The organism is Gilliamella apicola, from assembly GCF_003202655.1.
Taxonomy (GTDB): Bacteria; Pseudomonadota; Gammaproteobacteria; order Enterobacterales; family Orbaceae; genus Gilliamella; species Gilliamella apicola_R.
Genome location: NZ_QGLR01000002.1, coordinates 1 through 21,244 on the forward strand (window position 1 = coordinate 1; position 21,244 = coordinate 21,244).

22 protein-coding genes, 1 rRNA gene and 1 pseudogene are annotated in these 21,244 nt (G+C 34.1%); 14 read left to right on the forward strand and 10 right to left on the reverse strand.

Annotated features, from left to right (window positions below; genetic code table 11):
- Positions 1-5: 5 nt before the first annotated feature.
- The 7 genes and pseudogenes from rrf (at position 6) to DKK70_RS00165 (ending at position 5,636) form a co-directional block, all read left to right on the forward strand.
- Positions 6-121, forward strand: a 5S ribosomal RNA gene (gene rrf, locus DKK70_RS00135).
- A gap of 75 nt (positions 122-196) precedes the next feature.
- On the forward strand, positions 197-763 hold the full coding sequence (locus DKK70_RS00140; protein WP_110422370.1) for a pseudouridine synthase: 567 nt from the start codon (positions 197-199) through the stop codon (positions 761-763).
- 155 nt (positions 764-918) lie between these two features.
- Positions 919-1,842 (forward strand): annotated as a pseudogene (gene ftsY, locus DKK70_RS00145) (signal recognition particle-docking protein FtsY); the annotation flags it as partial.
- Positions 1,843-1,851: 9 nt separating this feature from the next.
- Positions 1,852-2,511: a cell division ATP-binding protein FtsE gene (gene ftsE, locus DKK70_RS00150; protein ID WP_110432230.1), complete on the forward strand. Its 660-nt coding sequence runs from the start codon at positions 1,852-1,854 to the stop codon at positions 2,509-2,511.
- A complete protein-coding gene (gene ftsX, locus DKK70_RS00155) occupies positions 2,511-3,485 on the forward strand; it encodes a permease-like cell division protein FtsX (RefSeq protein WP_110432231.1) in 975 nt (324 codons plus the stop codon). The genes ftsE and ftsX overlap by 1 nt, the downstream gene beginning before the upstream one ends.
- A 162-nt stretch (positions 3,486-3,647) precedes the next feature.
- Positions 3,648-4,508 (forward strand): RNA polymerase sigma factor RpoH, encoded by an 861-nt coding sequence (rpoH, locus tag DKK70_RS00160; RefSeq protein WP_110432232.1) that lies wholly within the window; start codon positions 3,648-3,650, stop codon positions 4,506-4,508.
- 828 nt (positions 4,509-5,336) lie between these two features.
- Positions 5,337-5,636, forward strand: coding sequence for a hypothetical protein (locus DKK70_RS00165; protein WP_110432233.1), 300 nt, complete (start codon positions 5,337-5,339; stop codon positions 5,634-5,636).
- Here DKK70_RS00165 and DKK70_RS00170 read toward each other — a convergent pair.
- On the reverse strand, positions 5,622-6,311 hold the full coding sequence (locus tag DKK70_RS00170) for an aspartate/glutamate racemase family protein (protein WP_110432234.1): 690 nt from the start codon (positions 6,309-6,311) through the stop codon (positions 5,622-5,624). The genes DKK70_RS00165 and DKK70_RS00170 overlap by 15 nt on opposite strands.
- 192 nt (positions 6,312-6,503) lie before the next feature.
- Between DKK70_RS00170 and DKK70_RS00175 the strand changes: the two genes are divergently transcribed.
- Together DKK70_RS00175 and cobB are read left to right on the forward strand one after the other, a co-directional pair.
- Entirely contained in the window at positions 6,504-7,319 is an 816-nt protein-coding gene (locus DKK70_RS00175) for a hypothetical protein (RefSeq protein WP_110432235.1), read from the forward strand.
- Between the two features lie 52 nt (positions 7,320-7,371).
- Entirely contained in the window at positions 7,372-8,058 is a 687-nt protein-coding gene (cobB, locus tag DKK70_RS00180; protein WP_181415205.1) for a Sir2 family NAD+-dependent deacetylase, read from the forward strand.
- Positions 8,059-8,067: 9 nt separating this feature from the next.
- Here the strand turns inward: cobB and mtgA are convergent, their stop codons facing one another.
- Positions 8,068-8,760 carry a monofunctional biosynthetic peptidoglycan transglycosylase gene (gene mtgA, locus DKK70_RS00185; protein WP_110422375.1) on the reverse strand — a complete coding sequence of 231 codons (693 nt, stop codon included), beginning with the start codon at positions 8,758-8,760 and terminating at the stop codon, positions 8,068-8,070.
- A gap of 81 nt (positions 8,761-8,841) precedes the next feature.
- Complete coding sequence (mobB, locus tag DKK70_RS00190; RefSeq protein ID WP_110432236.1) at positions 8,842-9,336, reverse strand: molybdopterin-guanine dinucleotide biosynthesis protein B; 495 nt, start codon at positions 9,334-9,336, stop codon at positions 8,842-8,844.
- Between the two features lie 73 nt (positions 9,337-9,409).
- Here mobB and DKK70_RS00195 point away from each other — a divergent pair, with 73 nt between their 5' ends.
- A complete protein-coding gene (locus tag DKK70_RS00195) occupies positions 9,410-10,441 on the forward strand; it encodes a threonine aldolase family protein (protein ID WP_110432237.1) in 1,032 nt (343 codons plus the stop codon).
- 372 nt (positions 10,442-10,813) lie between these two features.
- Here the strand turns inward: DKK70_RS00195 and mobA are convergent, their stop codons facing one another.
- The gene (mobA, locus tag DKK70_RS00200) at positions 10,814-11,407 is read right to left on the reverse strand and encodes a molybdenum cofactor guanylyltransferase MobA (RefSeq protein ID WP_110432238.1); all 594 of its coding nucleotides are present in this window, start codon (positions 11,405-11,407) and stop codon (positions 10,814-10,816) included.
- 236 nt (positions 11,408-11,643) lie between these two features.
- Here mobA and DKK70_RS00205 point away from each other — a divergent pair, with 236 nt between their 5' ends.
- Together DKK70_RS00205 and DKK70_RS00210 are read left to right on the forward strand one after the other, a co-directional pair.
- Positions 11,644-11,913, forward strand: a complete 270-nt coding sequence (locus DKK70_RS00205; RefSeq protein WP_034884473.1) for a YihD family protein — start codon at positions 11,644-11,646, stop codon at positions 11,911-11,913.
- Positions 11,914-11,927: 14 nt separating this feature from the next.
- On the forward strand, positions 11,928-12,674 hold the full coding sequence (locus DKK70_RS00210; protein WP_110432239.1) for a DsbA family protein: 747 nt from the start codon (positions 11,928-11,930) through the stop codon (positions 12,672-12,674).
- 89 nt (positions 12,675-12,763) lie between these two features.
- Here DKK70_RS00210 and DKK70_RS00215 read toward each other — a convergent pair whose 3' ends face one another.
- The gene (locus DKK70_RS00215; protein ID WP_110432240.1) at positions 12,764-14,728 is read right to left on the reverse strand and encodes a MacB family efflux pump subunit; all 1,965 of its coding nucleotides are present in this window, start codon (positions 14,726-14,728) and stop codon (positions 12,764-12,766) included.
- A 1-nt stretch (position 14,729) separates the two neighbouring features.
- The gene (locus DKK70_RS00220) at positions 14,730-15,929 is read right to left on the reverse strand and encodes an efflux RND transporter periplasmic adaptor subunit (protein WP_110432241.1); all 1,200 of its coding nucleotides are present in this window, start codon (positions 15,927-15,929) and stop codon (positions 14,730-14,732) included.
- A 305-nt stretch (positions 15,930-16,234) separates the two neighbouring features.
- Here DKK70_RS00220 and DKK70_RS00225 point away from each other — a divergent pair, with 305 nt between their 5' ends.
- Positions 16,235-16,996: an IclR family transcriptional regulator gene (locus tag DKK70_RS00225; protein ID WP_110422382.1), complete on the forward strand. Its 762-nt coding sequence runs from the start codon at positions 16,235-16,237 to the stop codon at positions 16,994-16,996.
- 53 nt (positions 16,997-17,049) lie between these two features.
- Positions 17,050-17,817 carry an IclR family transcriptional regulator gene (locus DKK70_RS00230; RefSeq protein WP_110432242.1) on the forward strand — a complete coding sequence of 256 codons (768 nt, stop codon included), beginning with the start codon at positions 17,050-17,052 and terminating at the stop codon, positions 17,815-17,817.
- A gap of 43 nt (positions 17,818-17,860) precedes the next feature.
- On the opposite strand, the gene DKK70_RS00235 is transcribed toward DKK70_RS00230, so the two are convergent.
- The 4 genes from DKK70_RS00235 to DKK70_RS00250 all read right to left on the reverse strand — a co-directional run bounded on the left by DKK70_RS00235 (position 17,861) and on the right by DKK70_RS00250 (position 21,225).
- The gene (locus DKK70_RS00235; protein WP_110432243.1) at positions 17,861-18,793 is read right to left on the reverse strand and encodes a sugar kinase; all 933 of its coding nucleotides are present in this window, start codon (positions 18,791-18,793) and stop codon (positions 17,861-17,863) included.
- 95 nt (positions 18,794-18,888) lie between these two features.
- Positions 18,889-19,353 (reverse strand): YhcH/YjgK/YiaL family protein, encoded by a 465-nt coding sequence (locus tag DKK70_RS00240; protein WP_110422384.1) that lies wholly within the window; start codon positions 19,351-19,353, stop codon positions 18,889-18,891.
- Between the two features lie 77 nt (positions 19,354-19,430).
- Positions 19,431-20,192, reverse strand: a complete 762-nt coding sequence (gene kduD, locus DKK70_RS00245; RefSeq protein WP_110422385.1) for a 2-dehydro-3-deoxy-D-gluconate 5-dehydrogenase KduD — start codon at positions 20,190-20,192, stop codon at positions 19,431-19,433.
- Positions 20,193-20,220: 28 nt separating this feature from the next.
- Complete coding sequence (locus DKK70_RS00250) at positions 20,221-21,225, reverse strand: zinc-dependent alcohol dehydrogenase (protein ID WP_110432244.1); 1,005 nt, start codon at positions 21,223-21,225, stop codon at positions 20,221-20,223.
- Positions 21,226-21,244: the final 19 nt, after the last annotated feature.

Sequence of the window (21,244 nt, forward strand, 5' to 3'; positions counted from 1 at the left end):
ATATGTCTGGCGGTAATAGCGCGGTGGTCCCACCTGACCCCATGCCGAACTCAGAAGTGAAACGCCGTAGTGCCGATGGTAGTGTGGGTATTACCCATGTGAGAGTAGGGTGCCGCCAGACTTTTAAATACACGAGCCCAGCAGCAATGCTGGGCTTTTTTGCATTCTAAGATTATTTAATTCTTCTGGGGATAAGATGAGTTCCTTAATCGCCTTTAATAAACCGTTTAATGTTGTGACGCAATTTTCTGCTCATGAAAAATATCAGACGTTAAAAGATTATATATCCTTACCACGATTTTATCCTGCTGGCCGTTTAGATACTGATAGTGAAGGATTATTATTACTCACCAACGATGGTCAATTACAAGCAAAAATTAGTTCGCCAAAGTTTAAATTACCTAAAACTTATTGGGTACAAGTGGAAGGACTAATTGATAACCAAGCGATTGATAAATTAACCAGAGGTGTTCAACTAAAGGAATTTCATACGGCACCGGCAATAGTGACTTTTCTCGATGAGCCAACTAATTTGTGGCAACGAGTTCCACCTATTAGAGAACGCAAAACAATTCCGACTTCATGGATCACTATTACCATAACCGAAGGAAAAAATCGGCAAGTTAGAAGAATGTGTGCTGCTGTTGGATTTCCTTGCTTACGCTTAATTCGCGTTCAGATTGGTAACTATAATTTATTTACTCATCACTTACCGTTAGGCGAATGGCGATCTATTAACATTAACGATCTTTATATTAGATAATTAATTTATGATCCTTAAAGAATTCTATTTTTGTAGGATCAAATAGATCAATAATATGATTCTCTTTGCTCGAATCCGTTGGGCTTTAAACTAAAATAAGATAAAATGATCACCAACATTGATCATGGGATAAGTTATTTATGATTGAAAAAAAGAAAGAAGGTTTTTTTTCTCGTTTAAAAAAAGGTCTTTTTAAAACTAAACAAAATATAGGATCTGGTTTTCTTAGCTTATTTAAAGGAAAAAAGATCGATGATGAGCTATTTGAAGAATTAGAAGAACAATTACTTATTGCGGATGTTGGTTTTGATACCACACAAAAATTAATAACTACGTTAACGCAGCAAGCTTCGAGAAAAGAGTTAAAAGATGCCGATGCATTACATGATCTATTAAAAAATGAAATGAAATCTATTTTAGATGGTGCTCAACAACCGTTGAATTTAGAAGAGCATAAGCCTTTCGTTATATTAATGGTTGGTGTAAATGGCGTTGGCAAAACCACAACCATAGGTAAATTAGCCCGTCAATTTCAACAACAAGGGAAATCGGTTATGCTTGCCGCTGGTGATACTTTTCGTGCAGCTGCCGTTGAACAGTTACAGGTATGGGGTGAGCGTAATAATATCCCTGTCATTGCTCAGCATATTAATGCTGACTCAGCGTCAGTAATTTTTGATGCTATGCAGGCGGCAAAAGCGAAAAATATTGATGTATTAATTGCAGATACAGCTGGTCGTTTGCAAAATAAATCTCATCTAATGGATGAGTTGAAAAAAATAGTCAGAGTAATTAAAAAACAAGATGAAACTGCGCCACACGAAATCATGTTAACTATTGATGCTGGAACCGGTCAAAATGCCATTAGTCAAACGAAATTATTTAATGAAGCTGTTGGTGTAACAGGGATGACATTAACTAAGTTAGATGGTACTGCAAAAGGTGGTATTATATTCAGCATTGCTGATCAGTTTAATATTCCAATCCGTTATATTGGTGTCGGTGAAAAAATTGAAGACTTAAGGCCATTTGTTGCAGATGATTTTATTGATGCACTTTTTGATGAAGCAGAAGAGTAGAGATAAATCATGATCCAATTTCAACGCGTTAGCAAAGTTTACCTTGGTGGCAAGCCAGCTTTGCAAAATATAACTTTTACTTTATCACCCGGGGAAATGGCCTTTTTAACCGGTCATTCAGGTGCCGGTAAAAGCACATTGATGCGTTTGATTTGTGGTTTAGAAAAAGCGAATGATGGCAAAGTATTATTAAATGGTGTTGATGTTTCCCGATTAAAAAAACATCAGATGCCATTTTTGCGTCGCACAATTGGTATGATATATCAAGATCATCAATTGTTATTTGATCATACTGTCTATGATAATGTAGCGTTTCCATTGATTATCTTAGGTAAGCCTGCTGACGAAATTAAAAGGCGTGTTTCAGCATCCTTAGATAAAGTAGGCTTGATTGATAAAATGAAATTTTATCCAATACAGTTATCTGGTGGCGAACAGCAACGAGTAGGTATTGCCCGAGCAATTGTCAATCGCCCAACTGTACTACTTGCTGATGAACCGACGGGGAATTTAGATAATAAACTGTCAAAAGATATACTAAAATTATTTGAAGAATTTAATCAAGCGGGGGTAACGGTGTTAATGGCAACCCATAATATGGGGCTTATTCGTCGAAAACATCACCGAATATTAAATTTGAATCAAGGACGTTTAGAGGTTAAAAATTGATGATAAAGGCAAAGTTTAAGCCATCTAAACAAAAAAAACACAAGAGCCATAGTTTTTTAGGGCGCTGGCAAAGACAGATTGGTTACGCATGGCATAATGTGTTTAACTATTTTTACCAAAATATCTTTGCCTCGTTGCTAACAATTTTTGTTATTGCTATTTCAATTACATTACCGACAATCGGCTATATATTATTGAAAAATGCCAATCAAGCAGCTGAACAATGGTATCCAACACCAAATTTAACGGTATATATCGACAAAACATTAAGTGATGAGCAAAGCAAAGATTTAATTGATAAATTTAAGGCAATTTCTGAAGTCGAAAATGTTATTTACCTTTCTCGCGATGAAACTCGTGAAGAATTCAAAGCTTGGTCTGGATTTGATGATGCTCTTGACTTACTGACTGAAAACCCATTACCGGCGGTTGCTATTGTCTTTCCAATTGAAACAGCTAAACAAACCAATAAATTACATGCATTACAAGCAGAACTACAAAAAATAGTAGGCGTTGATGATGTGCATCTTGATGATAGTTGGTTTACTCGATTAATGGCATTAACTAATATGGTAAAATCCATAGTTTGGACCATTTCAATCTTTATGGTTATTGCGGTATCATTAGTTATTGGTAATAGTATTCGCTTGAATATAGTTGCTCGAAGGCAGACAATTATCGTTATGCAATTAATTGGTGCAACAGAAGGTTTTATTTTACGACCATTTTTATACAATGGCATTTTCACTGGATTGATAAGTGCTATTTTGGCTCTCGTTCTATCGAAAGTATTTATTCTTCAAATAGATTCAACCATGTTGCAAGTATCCAATGTTTTTGGAAAAATAGTTAGTATCAATGGTCTTTCATGGGATGAAAGTTTATTAATTATTTTATTTTCGATAATTATAGGTTGGCTTTCAGCATTTATTGCCACTAAAAAGTATTTGAACGAAATGGTGATAGTCTCATAATTGTAGATTAATTATCTACGGTTTTTATTGGATGCTTTACTGCAAATATAATGATAAAAATGTGAACTAAATCACATTTTGGTGGTCTAACTAAACAGAAAGATTTTAAATTGCTACATTAATAGCGTGTAGCAAAATTAGTTTAATTTAAGGGGGAATTAAATGACTACTGATTTAAAAATGCAAGCAGGTGCTTTAATCCCACAAGGAAATATCGAATCATACCTTCGCATGATAAATACCTATCCGATGCTAACAGCTGAGGAAGAAAAGTCTCTAGGTGAAAGACTTTATTATCATGATGATGTCGATGCAGCAAGACAATTAATTTTATCGCATTTACGCTTTGTTGCGCATATTGCTCGTGGCTATTCTGGTTATGGTTTGCCACAAGCTGATTTGATTCAAGAAGGTAACATTGGTTTAATGAAAGCGGTACGTCGATTTAATCCAGGAATGGGCGTGCGTTTAGTCTCTTTTGCCGTGCATTGGATAAAAGCCGAAATTCATGAATATGTATTAAAAAACTGGCGTATTGTTAAAGTTGCAACCACTAAAGCGCAAAGAAAATTATTTTTTAATTTAAGAAAAAATAAACAACGTTTAGGTTGGTTTAATAGTGCTGAAGTCGATCTGGTTGCCGATGAGTTAGGCGTGAGTCGTAAAGATGTCTTAGAGATGGAATCACGAATGGCTGCGCAAGATATGTCATTTGATATAGATAGTGATAATGATGATAATTCAATTGTTGCACCAGCTCTTTATTTAGAAGATAGCAATTCTGACTTCTCAAAATCGATTGAAAATGACAATTGGGAAAATGACGCAACCGATAAGCTACATGATGCCTTATCTCAATTAGACGAACGTAGCCAAGATATTATTAAAGCACGTTGGTTAGATGCTGATGATAGTAAATCAACATTGCAAGTATTGGCCGATAAATACAGCGTTTCTGCTGAACGTATTCGCCAACTTGAAAAAAATGCCATGAAAAAACTACGAGTGGCTATAGAAGCATAATTGATTTTTATTAATAATAAATAAGCCCTACTTTAGTTAAAGTGGGGCTTTTTTATAAGCTGAATTTAATGTAGCTAATAAATAAGTTAACAATTAAAACTACCATTTAGTAATAAAAAATTATGTTTTTATTTTTTTGTTTTTTATTGGTTGATAAGCTGTATTTTATAAATAAAAATCAATACTAATATTTCTTAGTCTCAGTCATATCTTAATAAATATTGCAAATTTATGACCATACTGACTTGTATTGCTTTAATAATGATACTTATTGGAATGGTATTACTATTATTTTTTAATATTTAAAAATATTGGTTTACCCTTATAAGTTTATTTTTTATTACATATAGCTATGAGATTAATTCTGATATTGCTTCAACTAAACTTTCTACATGGCGAGCAGTTTTAATTACCTTAATCGATACCATTATTATGGCAATTTTAACTTATGGTTTCTTGCAATTTAGATTATGGATTTTAAGTTATCGTAAATCGGACTATTTTTAGCAAATTGAGTAATTTATTGTTATAAGTTTGCTAATAAATTTGTTGTTTGCGACGTTATAGAATTAACTACTAGACCACTATGATCACTAATTTTATCTGTTAATAACACGCCTTATGAACATTACATCTCTTTATCATTTATCGGTGAAGATTTAATGTTATTATTTACTTCAATTAGTATTATGATATTTGAACAAATATTAAAAATAAGCATGCCAACTAGTTGAATAACATAGTTATATTTAAAGTGTTTTTATACACGATAGTTTAAGATTAATTAGATAATTATCTAAAAGTTTGTTTTTATATAAGGGATAAAGAATGTTAAAAAGTTTATTGAGAGTTATTTTATTTAGTCTAATTGCTGTTAGTTTAATTGCTTGTAATGATAATGCTAAAAATACATCTTCTGACTTATCCATTGATACCGGGGTTATTGACTGTGATCGCTATATAAAGTTAGTTCACGAATTACAATTATCATCTAAACTCCCGGCTGATCCTCAAGAATCTTTAGAAAATACTATAAATCATTTTAAGCAATTGATAGAAAAAAATCCGGAATCAGCTAAGAGAGAGTGTAATTCTGCCTATACAGCTTTGCGATCAATTAATCGCTAACCATGCTGCTTCTTGGGCATGTAATAGGGCTGTATCAAAGAAAGGGATGGCGTAATCTTGTTGGCAGATTAATAAACCAATCTCAGTACAGCCTAAAATTACCCCTTCAGCACCTTGCTTAACAAGTTTATCAATAATATTGAGGTAAGCTTGCTTAGACTCAGGTTTAATTTTTCCAAGGCAAAGTTCATCATAAATAATATTATTGATGATTATTCTATCTTGTTCATCAGGGACTAAAACATTTAAGCCTTTTTCAATTAGTTTTGATTTGTAAAAGTCTTGCTCCATGGTGTATTTGGTACCAAGTAATGCAACTGATTTTATTTTATTTTTAATCAAATGTTTGGCCGTTACGTCGGCGATATGAATGATAGGAATAGTAATGGCCTTTTGAATTTGCTCTGCAACCTTATGCATGGTATTGGTACAAATAATAATAAAATCAGCGCCGGCTAATTCTAATCTTTTCGCCGCATCGCTTAAAATAACCGCGCTTTTATCCCATTCATTATTCGCTTGGCAACTTTCTATCTCTTGAAAATCGACGCTATATAATAGTGTTTTGGCTGAATGTAATCCACCAAGTGATTTGCCAATAACTTGATTGATAACTTGATAATAAGTAACGGTACTTTCCCAACTCATGCCACCAATTAATCCAATTGTTTTCATTTCTAATACTCCATAATATTTTTTCGTTACTAACTAGTAGTAATTGATTATTAATTATAATTATTAGTATGTAAAGATGATGAATTAGAATAAAATATCATCAACTATCAGATCGTTGTAGTAAGATCGTTGTAGTAAATGAGTTAAAAAACTCATTGTAGCCGTTGGTTGATAAATGGATGTTTATTATTAATGAAAAACTATAAAAACTATTTAGCATTTCTCTCATTTGGATTGCTGATGTTATCATTTTCATGTCTGGCTGAACCAAAAGTGATCCATGTGCTGGTGGCATTATGTGATAACAAATATCAGGCTATCGCTCCAGTACCAGCGGCAATTGGTAATGGTCAAGATCCGAAAAATAATCTTTATTGGGGCGCGGCTTATGGTTTTAAAACCTATTTTGCTAAACAAAAAGAGTGGCAAGTTCTACAAGTTAATAAACCCAATAAAGGCAAGATATTAGAGGAAATAATTTACAAACATCAAAGCAAGGATGTCTATCTTATTGCTCAGGCATATGATGGTAAATATATCAACGATACAGTAGATGATTTTATTAGTTATTCAGCTGGAAAAAAATCAGCGTCCTTTTTAATCGATAAAACTCAAATTGATGCAGGAGCAAAAGCTCATTTAGTTGTTTATGTTGGACATGATGCATTAATGGAATGGTCTTGGTGGAATTATTTACCAGATAGTTGGCGTTGGTACACGCTGTCAAAAGCAGAACAAGAGAAACAAAAAACACGCTATGCTGCCGTATTTGCCTGTAAAAGTCAGAAGTATTTTACGCCACCATTATCTCGATTAGGTATAACACCACTTATTTTAACCCTGCACCGTATGGCACCGGAAGCTTATAGTATTCATGCTATGATTAGTAGTTGGTTGAATGGTGAAGCAAAAGATGAAACAAGGCTTAAAGTAGCAACGGCTTATAGCCAATATCAAAAGTTAAGCAAACCCGCTTTACATATATTTACCACAGAATATAGTCAATAATGATGTTTAATTATAGTAGATGATTTAACTTATTAATAAAAGGCAAACAGATATGTTGCAAACACCTAAAATAGTCATTTTAACAGGTGCCGGTATCTCTGCTGAATCTGGCTTATCAACTTTTCGCGCCCAAAATGGATTGTGGGAAGGTCATAATGTGGATGATGTTGCCACCTACCAAGGTTATTTGCGAGATCCCATTGGCGTACATAATTTTTATAATATGCTACGCAATAAGTTACAAAATCCTGAGGTAAAACCCAATGCGGCTCATTTTGCCTTAGCGCAACTAGAGCAGACCTTAGGCTCGGATAATGTATTAATTGTTACCCAAAATGTGGATAACCTGCATGAAAAAGCCGGTTCAAAAAATATCATCCACATGCATGGTGAATTATTAAAGGTTCGCAATGAAAAAACCGGACAGATTCTTGATTATTATCAAGATGTCAATTATGAAGAAAACAAACTGATTCGCCCACATATAGTTTGGTTTGGTGAAATGCCATTACAGATGGATGAAATCTATGATGCGCTCTCAAATGCTGATTATTTTATTTCAATTGGTACTTCTGGAAATGTTTATCCAGCGGCTGGATTTGTGCAAATGGCGAATCAATTTGGCGTTAAAACGGTAGAACTTAATTTAGAGCCAAGTTTAGGTGAAAACTTATTTCAAACTAAAATTTATGGCCCTGCAAGTCAAGTGGTGCCAGAATATATTAAAAAATTTATTTAATAAGTAATATCAATTGAGCTGTTTCAGGTAATTTTTACCACCTAAATTGGTCATCTGTTGACGAATCCATTCGGCCTTTTTTTGGATCCTATCATTAGGATTAGCTGGGTTCCATTTTCTTGGATTTGGCAGGGTTGCAGCTAATAAACTCGCTTGATGTGGCGTTAATTGGCTAGCACTGACATTAAAATAGTGACGAGAGGCCGCTTCAATGCCGAAAATTCCTTCACCCCATTCAACGCTATTTAAATAGATCTCAAGCGTACGTTGTTTTGACCAAAGAACCTCAATCCAAACGGTAAACCATGACTCAAAACCTTTACGGATCCAACTTCGGGATGGCCATAGAAATATATTTTTTGCCACCTGTTGAGTTATGGTGCTCGCGCCAATCATCTTTTGGTTTTTTTGATTATGAATTAATGCGCGATTAATGGCTTTAAAATCAAACCCCCAATGATCGGCAAAATGTTGATCTTCAGCGGCAATCACCGCAATTTTAATATTATCTGAAATCTGATCCCAATCTTTCCAGGTGCGTTGCTGAGTGATATTCCAATGAGCGATCTTTCTTTCCACCATCAACATTGAACCAAACGGATTAAACCAACGCATTAATAAAATAAGAAAAACCGAAACAAGCATAAATCCAAGTATGATTTTTTTTATGAGGTTTAACGTTTTCCTTAATTTGCGTTTCATAGTAGTCCAAATATGATTAGTTAAAAATAGTTAAATAAAGAATTAATTTAGCAAAAAAACCGTTAAGCAAGATACGCTATATTAACATTTAAATAAACTATTATTTATAAACTTAACTATTTGTTCTGGTTGGTTAATATCTAATACTGGTACAGATGTGTTTAAAGACTCATCACTGGCAACGGCAATGGTAAAATTATCAATAAATAATGGTTTAGCGTTGGCTTTACGATGGCACATAATTTTGGGAATTTGCTCATCTTTAAATCCTTCAATAAATATCACGTCAACATCAGTAAAACGATCAATCAACGTTTTTAAATCGGCAGGAATATCTGGTGTTTCCTCAATCAATGCATAACGTTTATCACACGCAATAATCGTTTGTAGTGAACCTGCTTTGCGTAACTCATAGCTATCTTTACCGGGGATATCTAACTCAATATCATGGTGGGCATGTTTTAGTGACCCCACCTTAACATTTTGCAACACCATTAACTGAATAATTTTTTTTAACAAGGTAGTTTTACCAGATCCACTGTATCCAGTAATCCCAATAATTTTTTTACCATTCATAGATTTTCAACATTATCATGTTATATTTAAGTGCAAATATTACATCATTTTATACAAGATTAAAGGTAATGGTATGTACGATTTTTTAAATGATTATAACCAAACGGTTCACCCTCAATTATTAAAAGAATTTATCGATATCAATAATAAAAAATTGAGTGGTTATGGCTTAGATGATTGTTGTAATGATGCCATCAATCACATTAGACAAATATTAAATTCACCGAATGCCGATATCCATTTTATGGCAGGAGGAACCATTACCAATTTAACGACAATTTCCCATATTTTAAAACCTTATCAAGCAGTGATTGCAGCCGAGACCGGACATATCAATGTGCATGAAACTGGCGCTATTGAGGCGACAGGGCATAAGGTGGTAACAGTTAAAACCGAAGATGGTAAATTAACCCCAGAATTAATAAAACCGGTTTTAGATTATCATTGTGACGAACATATGGTTCAACCCAAACTGGTGTATATTTCCAATACCACCGAATTAGGTACTCTATATAGCAAGCAAGAGCTGAAAGAATTGTATCAATTTTGTCAAAAAAACCACCTTTACCTTTATTTAGATGGTGCTCGTTTAGCAATGGCATTAGGAGCGAAAGATAATGACATAACTTTCCCTGACTTAGCTAAATATACGGATGTATTTTATATTGGTGGTACTAAAGTTGGTGCTTTTGCTGGTGAAGCATTGGTATTTAATAATCATACTATCAATCATGACTTCCGCTTTAATATGAAACAAAAAGGGGCAATATTAGCGAAAAGTTGGATTATAGCCGTGCAATTTAAAGCATTAATGCAAAATGACCTCTATATCTCTTTAGGTAAACATAGTAATACCATGGCTGAAAAACTGATAACCTTATTTGACAATCATGGATTTACTTTTGCAGCAACACCACAAACCAATCAGATATTTGTTAAATTGCCCAATCAACTAGCCAACAAAATTGTGTCGCTTTATGCGGTGGATAATTTAGGACAAAGCGATCCCGACCATATTTGCTTACGCTTTTGTACTTCATGGTCGACCCAAGAAGTTGAAATTGAAAACTTTGCTACACAACTAAAGAAACTGCTTAAAAATTAATAACGGCTTTTTTATTTATTGAGTTATTAATCATCTAAAAAAATAAAAAAGTTGAGGGGTGGGATTTTGGAAATCTTGTATGACTGAAAATCCCAGTTACCTCAGCTAAGATTTATAATCATGTAATCTCCTAAAAGCATTAGTGATCAAAAAGGCCAAAACAGTATTATAAATAATTGAGAAGCAGGGGTTTTAAACTATGAGATCGCTAAAAATCCTCTTTATACCAGCTAAGCTTGGCAATGAACTTATCTACTAAAAGTATGGCTAATCTAAGGTGATTAAAAATTGTATTTGCCAAAATGTTGAGGAACGGCTTTTTTAACGTTGAACCCCAGCGATTTATTATTTATAAATGGCCTTAGATAGGATTTACTTATTCGCTTTAATTGCCAAATTAGCACTTTCGAGCATTTCAACTGTATTAATATTGGTAAAACTAGCCGGCGTATCGCTAAAATCAACCGCGGTTGCATGAATTTGTTTTAAAAATAACATCAGTTTACGATCACCATTTTCCAAATATTTTTTTAGTTGTGGGAGGACGGATTTATTAATTAATAAAACGGTTGGATGATTATCTTTGCCGTCAAAAGGGAAAATAGCTTGATGGGTTGTTGTGAATTTGGCTAAACGAATTAGTAGATCAAGTGGCAAAAAAGGGGTATCACAACTAACAACTAAGTTCCAATCTGTCGAGCTGCGCAATAAACCGCTATAGATACCGGCAAGCGGCCCTAAAAATCCCGGTAAATCATCACCAAAAACCGGGTAATCTAGCGCAGCATACTGATCAGCATGACGATTACAATTAATCATTATAAAGTCAACTTGTGGCTTAATCCGATCAATAACATGCTGAAATAGTGGTTTTTCTGCTAATAACATTAAGCCTTTATCCACACCATTCATACGGTTACTTTGGCCACCAGCTAAAATAATGGCTGTCACAGGCAGTTTTTCCATAAATACTTTCTCTTTTACATTGCTAAAAAACAAAATAACATTACTATATAACAAAGTTATTTTTAGATACAAAATCTAGCGTAAGTTATCCGTTTATACAGTCTTTATGTTCTCATTAGATTAAAAGCCGAGTATATAATAAAAGCTTTTTAATATACAGATTGCAATATAAAGATTAACATAAAGGTTTATATCATCATCTTCAACATAGTTGAATAATTAAAAAGGTAATTATTATGAAATGTCATCGTATTGATGAATTAATTGAGTTATTACAACCAGCTTGGGAAAACGATTCCGATCTCAATTTGTTACAGCTTTTAGATAAATTAGGTAAAGAAGCCGGTTTTGATGGTGATTTGAAAGATCTTAGTGATGAAGTTTTAATTTATCATTTAAAAATGCGTAATTCAGATAAAAATGAAGCCATTCCTGGATTAAAGAAAGATTATGAAGATGATTTTAAATCAGCAATATTAAAAGCTCGCGGAATTATTCAAGAATAAGGAGAATGAACTAGATGAAAAAAACGCTCATTGCTATTGGAGTATTACTAACTTCTATGAGCAGCTTTGCTGACGAAGCACCGGTAAATACTAAGAATGAAACTCAACCAGCTACAGCAAGTGCCGTCTCACAATTAGAACCGATTGAAAGTGGTAAACAATATGGTGTTTTACCATTTCAGCCATCTCCAGACAAAGAAGTTGTCGAATTTTTCTCATTCAACTGTCCTAGCTGTTTCAAATTTGAAAGCGAATTTCATGTACCAGGCGAAATTGCTAAAGCATTACCTAATGGTACTCAATTTAAACGTTATCATTTAGAAAATTTTGGCCCTTTAGCTAAAGAGTTAGCTGAAGCGTGGGCAGTTGCTAATGTTTTAGGTATCGAAGATAAAGCTTCTGATGCACTTTACAAAGCGGTACAAACAGATCGTAAAATAAAAACTGCCGAAGATATTAAAGCTGTTTTTGCTGATTTAGGTGTTGATGCTGAAAAGTTTGATAAAACCAAACAAAGTTTTTTAGTCAAAGCATTTATGGCACAACAAACAGAGGCAATTAAGCAATTAAGTCCAGATTCAATTCCAACTGTTGTGGTTAACCGTAAGTTTTTTGTGAATTCACGAGGACTAAATGTTGACAGTACCACTAATTATATCAACGATTATGCGAGAGTAACTGCTTACTTAGTTGGCTTAGATCCTAATATTAAGGTTGAAAACGATAAAAAATCAGCAAATGAAGACAAGTCAAAAAAATAATTAGTTGACGTTTTTAATTGTTTATTAGAAATAATTGAGATCCCTTTGTCGTTAATCAGTACAAAGGGATTTTATTTTAATGGAATTTTTTATTCTCTTTCTAATGCATAAATTGGATCAAGTTTTGCAGCTCGTTTTGCTGGAACATAGCCAAAAATAATCCCAATCATCGACGAACAGCTAAATGCGGCAATAATAGAAATAATAGAAAAACTCATAGCAAACGAGGTCACTAAATAATTAAAAATAAAACCAATTAAAAATGACAACACGATCCCTAATGTGCCGCCGATTAAACAAACCAGTACGGCTTCAATAAGAAATTGTTGCAAAATATCACTCGAACGTGCACCAACTGCCATACGAACACCAATTTCTCGCGTTCTTTCTGTGACAGATACCAGCATAATATTCATTACCCCAATACCACCAACAACAAGAGAAATTAAAGCAATAGTTGAGATCAGCAAAGTTAAAACCCAAGCTGATGAATTGACGGTTTCTCGGATACTATCGGAATTAAAGATAAAGAAATCTTTAGTGCCATGGCGTTGTAGCATAATTTTATTAATCGCTTGTTCTGCCACACTTAAATCAATATTATCATTGATGCGAACGGTAATACTTTTTAATGATGTTTGCCCTACCATACGATTTATTACTGTGGTGTAAGGTAACCAAATATTAAGGCTTTCGTTATTACCAAATCCTTGCTGTTGTTTAGTGGCAACTCCGATGATTCTAACCGGTAATTGACCGACCATGAGAATTTTGCCTACTGGATTTTGATCACTAAACAGCCTTTTAACGGTGTTCTCATCAATTACCGCTTCTTGAGCGGATGCGTTTACTGCCTCTTGATTAAAGGCTATTCCTTGACTAATGGTATAGCCGCGTACGGCAAAAAATTGTTCACCTACACCATTCACCGTACCGGTTACAGCTAAATTATTTATTCGAAAATAGACGCTGGTGGAAAGATTTGGTGTTGTACTATGAACAAAGCTTTGTTGCGCAAGAAAATCGGCATCAGAGGAACGTAACGTTGTGATTTTATCGGCGTTACGATCACCAAAACCGCTACCGGCATAAATTTCTAACGTACTTGTACCTAACGAATTAATATTGGATAGTATTTTCTGTTTTGTTCCTTCGCCTAAAGCAACCATAGATACCACTGAAGCAATACCAATAATAATTCCTAGCATAGTCAAAAACGTGCGTAACCGTTGTGACAACATGGATAATATTGCCATTTTAAATGCATCACGAAAACGGTAATATTTGGCGGAAAAATTATCTTGCGTTTTGGTTATTTCGATTTGCTTAACTTGTCGATTATCAACTTGCGCAGATGAGTAATTGGGATTAATTGAATCAGAAATAATATTACCATCACTAATCTCAATAATCCGTTGAGCACTTTGGGCAATGTTCGGATCATGGGTAACAATAATAACAGTGTGCCCTTGTTGATGCAGTTCTCGTAAAATGGTCATGACTTCTAAACCACTTTTACGATCGAGAGCACCGGTTGGTTCGTCAGCTAAAATAATTTGTCCGCCATTAATTAGTGCACGGCCAATACTAACACGTTGTTGTTGTCCACCCGATAATTGATTAGGCTTATTATTTATTTTATCAGCAAGGCCTAAACGCGCTAATATGTTAGCCGCTCGACTTTGACGTTGTTCATTGGTAACACCTGCATAAATGGCGGGTATTTCAACATTACCTTGTGCTGTTAATGCATTTAATAAATGGTAACGTTGAAAGATAAATCCAAAATGTTCACGGCGTAATTCTGCTAGCTCATCAGGTGATAACTGACTGGTGGTTCGCCCACTAATTGAATAAGTTCCTCTGGTTGGCTTATCCAAACAACCGAGAATATTCATTAGTGTCGATTTGCCAGAACCGGAAGCACCAATAATCGCCACCATTTCTCCAGCATTGATGGTTAAATTGATGCCTTTAAGAACTTGTATCGTTGATTCTCCAGCGGGAAATTCACGAATAATATTTTCAAGTTTAATTAATGGAGTATTGGTCATCTTAGAATCTTATCCTTGGTCCTTTGCTATTGGGATTAAATGTTGCACCATTTGCGCTACTAACAACGACAACTTCTCCTTCTTTCAGACCAGATTTGATTTCAACATTAATATTATTATTAATCCCTAAATTGACTTCCCGTTCCTCAATCTCATTGGATTGATTAAGAATATAAACAATTGCTTTATCAGTGCCTATATTTTTTTGGATAGCCTGAGATGGAATCGTAAGTACATCCTTCGCTTCAGCTAACACAATATATACTTGAGCCGTCATTGATATCCGTAAAATACGATCAGGATTATCAACATCCAACAATCCATTATAGTAAATAGCAGTTTTGGTGGTAGATGATGAGCTTGAAGTCGAACTTTCGGTATTAATTGAGTCTGGTGCGGGTTCGATCGCTCTTAATGTTAATCCATCAAAACGCTTATTGGGTTGTCCCAAAATTGTGAAGTAAACCGGCATACCTTTTTTAACACCAATAACGTCGGCTTCTGAAATTTGTGCTTCAATGGTCATTTTATCCAGTTGGGCAACTTTAACGATAGTTGGCGCACTTTGCACCGAGTTTACCGTTTGTCCCTGATCAACCGGAATGGCAACTATCACACCATCAATCGGTGAACGTATCTTAGTGTAACCTAGATTAACTTTTGCCGTATCAACCGCCACTTGAGCACTGACGATATCAGCATCGAGTGCAGCAATATCGGCCTTAATCGCATCAAGATCAGCTTTGGCGGAATCTAAATCCGATTGGACACCGACCCCTTTTTTAACCAGCTTTAATTGACGTTCATAGGTTAATTGATAATTGATTAATTTAGCTTTCTTTGAAGTTCGCTGAGCTTCTAAGCTATTAAGTGATGCTTCCGATTGTTTAAGATCATTACTTTGTTTAAGATCGTCAATCTCAGCAATCATATCACCTTGTTTAACTTCATCGCCAAGCTCAACATACAGTTTTTTTATCTGTCCTGAAACTTGCGCACCTACGCTAACTTGTTTAAAGGCACTTATGGTGCCATCAGCAAGCACCGTTTTCTCAACACTCCCTTTAGTGACTGGCGATGTAATATAATTGACCGCTTTTTCCACAGGGAAAAAAATGGCTTTTACTATATACAACAATACTAAAGCGGCAATCGCGATAACGATATATTTGAATCTTATGAATTTTGCCAATCTTTTCATCCTTTAATTTTTTGTTATTTTTTGAGCATTGTATCGTATTAATTCAATTTGCAATGATAAGCAAAGATAATAAATTGTAATTATTATGAAAATTTTTAACTATGCAAAATAGTAAAGATGTTATTGAATTAATAGAAAAAAAATGATTATTCTAGTAATATGTAACCGCTAAGCTGAATTTATACATATAATTAGATAAAAATTGTATTCTAAAAATTGCCTTTTTAAAGTGCATCTTAATTATTTATTGTATTGTTTTTAATCAATCTATTGGATAGATAATATCATGGTCTGGGGTTTAATAAATGTCATTTGAAAAACAACAATCCACTTTAGATAATGCCTTAACTTTGCTTGAAATAATTAGTCATTATTCATCAGGCATTTCTCTAGCTGAAATTGTCAAATTAAGTAGAATGGCAAAAACAACAGTATTTAGAATTTTAGATACTCTCAAAAAAAGGCAATATCTTAGTTATGATGCGAATACTGAAAAATATTCTTTAGACGTTAAAGCTTTTGAATTAGGTGTAAAGGGATTAATGAATATCTCTTTGGTTGGTATCTCAATCCCTTTTTTAAAAAAGCTAGCTTCAAAAATTAATGAAACGTGTTTTCTTGCCGTCTATCATGATGGCAGTGTTATTTATTTATATAAAGCTGAAGGTGAACTGGCTGTTAAAACCAATTCACACATAGGAAGCCGAATGCCTGTTTATTGTACAGGACTTGGCAAATCATTATTAGCTTACCAACCATTAGTCGAAATTAATAAAGTATTAAGTCGCCCTTTAGTTCAATTTACAGATAAAACCATTATTGATCGTGAAATGATTCATAATAGTTTAGCCAAAGTATGTATCGACGGTTATTCCATGGATGATGAAGAAGTGGAAGAAGGATTGTCTTGCATAGCAGTTCCAATTTTTATAAAACAAAATAAAGTTGTTGGCGCGATTAGTGTTGCCGGATCTTCTTTTCGAATTATACAGAAAAAAGAGTTGATTATTAACGAGTTAAAAAATATTTCATCATCAATTTCAATTGAACTAAAAAAGAAAAATTAATGTGATCGGTCGGTTGAATTAATGGCTGACTATTTTTATAAAGGTTTAAAATTATGATTCAAAAAGAAGCAACATCAGCAATTGATAAGGCTATTTCAGTTTTAGATGTGATTAGTAATTGCGCTGCAGGTGTGACAATTAATGAAATCATTGAAGCGACCAAACTAAACAAAATTATTATTAAGAAGATATTAAAAACATTACTTGATCGAGAATATGTTTTTTTTGATGAAAAATCAGATAAATATACATTAGGGTTCAAATCACTTGAACTAGGTATATCAGGTTTAGTAAATGTTAATATTGTTGATGTTGTTATTCCATTTATCAAATCACTTTCAAATACAATAAATGAAACCTGTTTTTTAGGGGTCTATAATAGCGGTAATGTTGTCTATTTATATAAGAGTGAAGGGAATAATGCTATTCACACCAGCTCCAATTTAGGTCATATGCGCCCAGCATACTGTACCGGATTAGGTCGAATATTACTTTCACATCAATCTCAACAAGAGATCGATAGGGTATTGCTTTCTCCATTATTAAAACATACTAAAAACACCATAACAGATACCCAAAAGCTTTATGATATTTTAGATGAAGTTCGCCGAGAAAATATTGCTTATGATTGGGAAGAGGTTGAAGAAGGACTTATTTGCGTAGCATCAGGTATTTTTAATTACAGCAATGATGTCGTTGCAGCATTAAGTATTACTGGTCCTAGCAATCGAATGCAAAACCAAATGAAAAAATGCGCCTCTTTATTAAAAGAGACGACTAATTCAATTTCTTCCAGATTAGGATATATTGCAACCAAATAACCTGATTAGGTGGTTTTCATTTTATTGTTAAAACGTTTATCGTTTAAATTAAGTTATTCATAGCTTCAAGAGGAATAATGGCTCCTCGATATTGAATAACGGTTCCCGCTAAATCGTGACCTTTTTGGATTGCATCTTCAATTGTTCCACCTTTTAATCGAACGGATAAATAACCGGCACTAAATGAATCACCGGCGGCAGTAGTATCAACGATTTTATCTTTAGTAATAACATTAGCTGGTACTTCTACACGTTCATTTAAAGTTTCGACTATACAGCTTTCACTTCCTCTTTTGATAATAATTTCAGAAACATTTAACTTTTTACTACGAATAATACTATCTTGATAGTGGGTATTGCCCCAAAGTAACTGTTCATCATCCTGCGTCAAAAATGCTATATCGGTATAAGAAAGAATTTTAGAATAAACATTTTGGGCATATTCCTGACTACGCCATAATCGAGGGCGATAGTTATTATCAAAAATCACTTTACCGCCATTGGCTTTAAATTTTTCTAATAACTCGATCAGTTTATCTATACTGTATTCATCTAAAATAGCAATACTAATTCCACTTAAGTAAATATAATCAAATGTGGTTATTTTTTCACAGATCTGTTCTGTTTGTTCCGTTTTTAACCAAAACTTTGCCGCAGCATCATTACGCCAATAATAGAATGATCGCTCACCATTACTATCAGTCATAATGGCGTACAATCCCGGTATTTTATTATCTAATTGTTGGATGAGATCGGTTTTGATGTTCTCTTTTTGCCATTGATCTAACATCTCTTGGCTAAATGGATCAATACCGAGCCCGGTGACATAATGAATAGAGGCTTGGTCATTGGGAAATAAACGGGACAAATAAACAGATGTATTTAAAGTATCACCACCAAAACTTCTAGTTGTTAAATTATCTTTAATTGAGAGTTCAATCATGCACTCTCCGATTACCGCGATATTTATACTCATCACTATTCCTTATCAGGTATTGTTGATAATCTAAATAACCAAATCAGGTGAAGTCATATGAACCTGTTTTAGTTATTGTTACAATTAGTTACAAGTCAATCTATAGCGACTTTAACAACCACTTTACGAATTTTTTCTGCTTTACCACCAACAATACACAGTGGTTTATGTACTTCTTTAGGATAAAAAATGACAAAATCCTTAGGTTGCATAACAAACATTGTCTCTTCTACTGGCGCTTTTACAAATGCAATATCCCCATTAATTAGTTTATCTTCAATTACCTCAGAATGAGGTGGAAGCGTAGATACTGCCATACCTTCTTGTCCAGACAATACAATTTGAATATCAATATATTTAGCATGATATTCATATTTACCTTCTTCTTGAGTTCTCGATAAGGTTTCTGAAACCATATAAAAAACATCATCACCATCAATGGTATAACGTCCATTTTCTGTATTATCATTGACCTCTTTTTTTACTGTTTCTATTGCATGTTTGAGTTTATTTGGTAAGTAAGGGATTAACTCAAGATGTTCAATATTGCCAATAATCATAATGTCCTCCTAGACATCTTAATTATTGGTGTTAACTGTTAACCAATAATTAAGATAAAATTAATTTAAAAAAACGACTATCTACCTAACCATCCACCATCAACAGCAATGGTAAAACCATTGATATAATCAGATGCACTAGAGGATAAGAATACTGCGGCACCACCCAAATCTTCAGGATTTCCCCATCGTCCGGCCGGAATCCGTTCTAGAATTTGACGATTACGCGTTTCATCGTTCATCAATGCTGTATTCATTTCGGTAGCAATATAACCAGGAGCGATACAATTGATGGTAATCCCCTTAGATGCCCATTCATTGGATAGTGATTTTGAAAAACCAGCCACTGCCGATTTAGCAGCTGTATAAGCTGGGATGGTATATCCGCCTTGGAACGCCAATAAAGAAGCAATATTGACTATTTTTCCGTAACCTTGTTCAATCATGTGTTTACCCACTTGTTGACACATAAAAAATACTGCATTCATATTAATATTAATGACGAGATCCCAATCATTTTTCGGAAAATCAACGGAAGGGTGACGACGCTGTATACCGGCATTATTGATTAAAATATCAATATGTTGGTATTTTTTAATAATATCTGAAATAAGATTTTCATATTTATCAAAGTTAGCTAGGTCAAATGTAATAGTTTCACAAGATACGTTATATTGTTTTATCGCTAACTCAGTTTGTTCATCACGAGCAACATCGATGATAATAATATTAGCGCCGGCATTAGCTAAGCTCATTGCTAGAGATTTACCTATTCCGCGAGAGGCTCCTGTCACAATGGCGTTTTTACCGGTTAAGTCAAAAGGGTTTTTATTTTTCATAATGGTATACCTTAAATTTATAAGCTTATTAATCAGAAAATTTAAATATTGTTTTAATTACGTTTTCACCGGTTAAAGCATTAGCAAATCCTTGTTTTGCTTCCTCTGGAGGCAATATGGTGAGTAATTTTTTATATGGAAAATCTTGTTGTATGAATTGGATTGCAGTTTCAAAATCCCTTGCTTCATACACTCTGGTACCAATGATGTTGAGTTCTTTAAACTCAATGTCGAGTAATTTAAATTCTGTCGGTTTTTTATATGAACCAACAATTTCAATCGTACCTTGAACTCTGACTAAATCAGTTAATTGCAAAGCAACAGAAGGGTGTGCGGCACAGTCATAAACAATATCAGCACCGACTTGGTTGGTTAATTTTAATACTGTATTTAATACATCATCTTCTTTTGGGTTGATCACCGTAAAACCGAGATCTTTAGCTAAATTAATGCGGAAATCATTGGTTTCAATAACAATCACTTGTTTGGCGCCAGCTAGTTTCAGCACGCTTGCTACACAAAGGCCAATTGTGCCAGCACCAAACACAACAACGCTATCACCTATCTTAAAAGGTGTTCTTGCTACAGCGTGAATACCTACCGCTAATGGTTCAACAAAAGCCCCCAAATCCATCGGAAAATCATTTGGTAAAACATGAATTTTACTTCTATCTACTTTCACATATTCAGCCATCCCCCCAGCGGTATCGATACCATAAAGTTTAAGTGTTTTACAGACATGACTATTACCTGATTCACAAGCAGAACATTTACCGCAAGAAATAAGTGGGCGCACACATACTTTAGTTCCAGTTGGTAATTGCTCATCGCCATTAACGACATAACCTGAAAATTCATGACCTAATACTAATGGTGCTTTGGCTCTAGGATGTACCCCTAAATAAATATTAAGATCAGAACCACAAATTCCCGCATGACTTACTTTTATTAATACTTCATTTTCATTAACTTCCGGTTCAACGGTTTGCTCACAAGCTACATCATTTGGACCTTTATAAATTATCGCTTTCATGTTTTATATCCTGTAATTG

Bases quoted from the DNA above. Each gene is read 5' to 3' on its own strand.
- DKK70_RS00175 (WP_110432235.1), top strand. From the start codon at position 6,504: ATGAAAAACTATAAAAACTATTTAGCATTTCTCTCATTTGGATTGCTG.
- DKK70_RS00220 (WP_110432241.1), bottom strand. From the start codon at position 15,929: ATGAAAAGATTGGCAAAATTCATAAGATTCAAATATATCGTTATCGCG.
- DKK70_RS00195 (WP_110432237.1), top strand. From the start codon at position 9,410: ATGTACGATTTTTTAAATGATTATAACCAAACGGTTCACCCTCAATTA.
- mobA (WP_110432238.1), bottom strand. From the start codon at position 11,407: ATGGAAAAACTGCCTGTGACAGCCATTATTTTAGCTGGTGGCCAAAGT.
- DKK70_RS00170 (WP_110432234.1), bottom strand. From the start codon at position 6,311: ATGAAAACAATTGGATTAATTGGTGGCATGAGTTGGGAAAGTACCGTT.
- rpoH (WP_110432232.1), top strand. From the start codon at position 3,648: ATGACTACTGATTTAAAAATGCAAGCAGGTGCTTTAATCCCACAAGGA.
- ftsX (WP_110432231.1), top strand. From the start codon at position 2,511: ATGATAAAGGCAAAGTTTAAGCCATCTAAACAAAAAAAACACAAGAGC.
- kduD (WP_110422385.1), bottom strand. From the start codon at position 20,192: ATGAAAAATAAAAACCCTTTTGACTTAACCGGTAAAAACGCCATTGTG.
- DKK70_RS00235 (WP_110432243.1), bottom strand. From the start codon at position 18,793: ATGAGTATAAATATCGCGGTAATCGGAGAGTGCATGATTGAACTCTCA.
- DKK70_RS00225 (WP_110422382.1), top strand. From the start codon at position 16,235: ATGTCATTTGAAAAACAACAATCCACTTTAGATAATGCCTTAACTTTG.
- mtgA (WP_110422375.1), bottom strand. From the start codon at position 8,760: ATGAAACGCAAATTAAGGAAAACGTTAAACCTCATAAAAAAAATCATA.
- DKK70_RS00210 (WP_110432239.1), top strand. From the start codon at position 11,928: ATGAAAAAAACGCTCATTGCTATTGGAGTATTACTAACTTCTATGAGC.
- cobB (WP_181415205.1), top strand. From the start codon at position 7,372: ATGTTGCAAACACCTAAAATAGTCATTTTAACAGGTGCCGGTATCTCT.
- DKK70_RS00205 (WP_034884473.1), top strand. From the start codon at position 11,644: ATGAAATGTCATCGTATTGATGAATTAATTGAGTTATTACAACCAGCT.
- DKK70_RS00165 (WP_110432233.1), top strand. From the start codon at position 5,337: ATGTTAAAAAGTTTATTGAGAGTTATTTTATTTAGTCTAATTGCTGTT.
- DKK70_RS00250 (WP_110432244.1), bottom strand. From the start codon at position 21,225: ATGAAAGCGATAATTTATAAAGGTCCAAATGATGTAGCTTGTGAGCAA.
- DKK70_RS00230 (WP_110432242.1), top strand. From the start codon at position 17,050: ATGATTCAAAAAGAAGCAACATCAGCAATTGATAAGGCTATTTCAGTT.
- mobB (WP_110432236.1), bottom strand. From the start codon at position 9,336: ATGAATGGTAAAAAAATTATTGGGATTACTGGATACAGTGGATCTGGT.
- ftsE (WP_110432230.1), top strand. From the start codon at position 1,852: ATGATCCAATTTCAACGCGTTAGCAAAGTTTACCTTGGTGGCAAGCCA.
- DKK70_RS00140 (WP_110422370.1), top strand. From the start codon at position 197: ATGAGTTCCTTAATCGCCTTTAATAAACCGTTTAATGTTGTGACGCAA.
- DKK70_RS00240 (WP_110422384.1), bottom strand. From the start codon at position 19,353: ATGATTATTGGCAATATTGAACATCTTGAGTTAATCCCTTACTTACCA.
- DKK70_RS00215 (WP_110432240.1), bottom strand. From the start codon at position 14,728: ATGACCAATACTCCATTAATTAAACTTGAAAATATTATTCGTGAATTT.